The organism is Patescibacteria group bacterium (assembly GCA_020148045.1).
Taxonomy (GTDB): Bacteria; Patescibacteriota; Minisyncoccia; order Minisyncoccales; family GWA2-38-27; genus JAHCRG01.
The window spans coordinates 1-3,016 of the sequence record JAHCRG010000019.1; the positions used below are offsets into that span (position 1 = coordinate 1).

At 32.7% G+C, this 3,016-nt stretch carries 4 protein-coding genes; all 4 read left to right on the forward strand.

Annotated features, from left to right (window positions below):
• Positions 1-630 (forward strand): glycosyltransferase (locus KJA13_04140; GenBank protein MBZ9578183.1); only part of this gene is annotated, 630 nt, incomplete at its 5' end.
• A gap of 107 nt (positions 631-737) precedes the next feature.
• Complete coding sequence (locus tag KJA13_04145; protein ID MBZ9578184.1) at positions 738-1,697, forward strand: glycosyltransferase; 960 nt, start codon at positions 738-740, stop codon at positions 1,695-1,697.
• Positions 1,698-1,736: 39 nt separating this feature from the next.
• A complete protein-coding gene (locus tag KJA13_04150) occupies positions 1,737-2,756 on the forward strand; it encodes a glycosyltransferase family 2 protein (GenBank protein ID MBZ9578185.1) in 1,020 nt (339 codons plus the stop codon).
• A gap of 97 nt (positions 2,757-2,853) precedes the next feature.
• Positions 2,854-3,016 (forward strand): NAD-dependent epimerase/dehydratase family protein (locus KJA13_04155; GenBank protein ID MBZ9578186.1); only part of this gene is annotated, 163 nt, incomplete at its 3' end.

Here is a 3,016-nt window from a genome sequence, read left to right on the forward strand (position 1 = left end):
GACGGAAGCACGGACACCACTTTAAAAAACTTGAAGAAACATTTTGATAACGACCCTTTCCTAAGAATTGTTACCTATAAAGAAAATCAAGGCAAAGGCTTTGCCTTGAGAAAGGGATTCTCATATTCCAGCGGTGACCTTATAGCTTTTTTAGATGCTGATTTAGATTTACATCCAAATCAATTACATGACTTATATCGCAAAATGATAAAAGAAGGTGCCGATGTGGTTATAGGTTCCAAGTTCCATCCCCAATCGAAGCTAAAATACCCTCTTCATCGTAAAGTAATAAGCCTTATCTATTGTCTTATACTCTACCTCCTTTTCAGGCTTCCTTTAAAAGACACTCAAACAGGATTAAAATTGTTTAAAAAAGAAGTATTGGACAGGGTTTTTCCACGGATACTTTGCAAAAGATTTGCCTTTGATGTTGAACTCTTGGCTAACGCATATCGATTGCATTATAAAATCAAGGAAGTGCCCGTAGTTTTAAATTTCAGAAGGAACAGGAAATGGGGAAGAATGAAGCTCAAAGACATGTGGTATGCAGGGTTGGATACCTTAGCCATATTTTATAGGATGTATATCCTCAAATACTATACAAAAATAGAACAGCATACATCTAGGTAATATTTGTACAAGAAAAATTTTAAAATTAATATTTAAACAAGGCAAATTAATTACAATAAATATAGCAGTTCATCGCTTATTAAAGAGAGAGGTTTCTAATGCGTCTCATGATATCAATAATAATTCCTCTTTTTGTCATAAGCGAGAGGTTTTTTAATAATTTGAAACATTTTTTTGAATTAGATTATCCTAATTACGAGGTAATTATTGTTTGCGACAAGGAAGTAGAGAGGACAAAATCTAACAAAAAAGTAAAATTCTTAATAACTGGCAAGGACAAAACAAGCCCAGCGGAGAAGAGGGATTTTGCATTACCGCATTGTAAAGGTGATATATGTGCGTTTATTGACGATGACGCTTATCCTCATAAAAATTGGCTAAGAAATGCTGTTAAGCACTTTAAAAACCCTGCCATTGCAGCAGTTGGAGGACCTGGAATAACACCGCAAGAAGATAGTTTTTGGCAGAAAGCTAGTGGAGCTGTATATGAATCAAGACTTGGTAGTGGAGGTATAAGATATCGCTTTAAACCGCTCAAGCTTCAGGAAGTAAACGATTATCCTGCTTATAACTTGTTAATCAGAAGATCGATACTGAAAAGAATAGGAGGATTTAATTCTACTTTTTATGGAGGTGAAGATACCAAAGTTTGTCTTAATATTATCAAAAACGGAGAAAAGATAATTTATGATCCTAGTGTAATTGTATATCATCATAGAAGAAGCCTTTTCAAGCAGCACCTAAAACAAATAAAAAATGTTGGAATTCATCGGGGTTATTTTGCAAAAAAATTTCCTGAAACCTCTTTAAGAGCCATTTATTTTATCCCTTCAATAGCAACAACAGCCTTTATTGTATTTTTTTTATTGTCTTTGATATTTAGATTGGCGACTTATATATTTCTTATATCGCTATTTACCATATGGGCAATAGGCGCTGTTTGGGTGATGGCTGAGGGTAACAAATTCTTGCTTGCTTCTGTTACCTCTTTAGGGATAATCCTAACTCATTTAACTTATGGTATTTCATTTATAAAGGGAATAATAATTAAAAACCTAGTTAATTAATTTCGATTATACTTAAATTGAGGCCTAAAAGGAACTTTAGTGAATAAAAAATTACCTTCGATTAGCATCATAATTCCTACTTTAAACTCTGAAAGGGTGATAAAGCCCTGTTTAGAGAGCATTAAGATGCAAAATTATCCAAAAGATAAAATTGAAGTAATCATCGTAGATGGCGGATCTACAGATAAGACAATAGAAATCTGTGAATATTATCAGGTGGAAAAAATTTTGTCAAATCCTCTAAAAACAGGCGAGGCTGGAAAAGCGATCGGAATTGATGCCAGCTCCCATGATATTATCGCCCTGATTGATAGTGACAATATTTTGGACGGTAAAGATTGGTCATTAAAAATGGTTAAACCTTTTGAGAATCCCGAAATAATTAGTTCAGAGGTCTTATTTTGGACTTACAGGAAAGAAGACAGCATAATTAATAGATATTGTGCATTAACAGGGATCAATGATCCAATCTGCATGTTTCTGGGAAATTATGATAGATATAATTATTTAACAGGAAGATGGACTGATTTAATATTAGATGAAGAGATTGATCGAGGCGATTATCTAGAGGTCTTAATTAATAAAAATTCTGTCCCTACTATGGGAGCAAATGGCTATCTAATTAAGAAATGGGCTTTAGAATCTGTGAAATATCAACCATATTATTTTGATATCGATGTTGCACATGACTTAATCCAAAATGGCTATAATAGGATTGCAAGACCAAAGGTTGGAATTATTCATCTCTATTGTGACAATTTAAAAACCTTCATCAAAAAACAGAAAAGGAGAATTAATGATTATCTTTATTTTAAGCAAAAGGGAATAAGGAGTTACACATATAAATTAAAATCTTGGGGTTATATAAAATTTTTGGTTTATACATTGATTATATTTCCTTTGTTGATTCAATCTATAAAAGGTTATTTAAAAAAGCCTGATATTGCCTGGTTCTTTCATCCAGTAGCTTGCTGGATTACATTATGGGTTTACGGCTGGGGAACTATTAAAGCTTTATTCGGAAGATGCTCATTTAATAGGGATGATTGGAGCCAATAAAATAACCAAAACAACGCAAAAAATAAAACTCTCAAATTTTGTAGGTGATATTTTTATGAGGAGGTTGTCTTACAATATATGCTAAAGGAGAAGTAACATGTCATTTTGGAAGAATAAAAAAGTTATAGTAACTGGTGGTGCTGGGTTAATAGGCTCGCATTTAGTTGAGTTACTTGTAGAAAAAGGGGCAATAGTTACTGTAGCAGATAACTTAGAGAGAGGAAAATTAGAAAATTTAAAAAATGTAAAAGAATTTATTA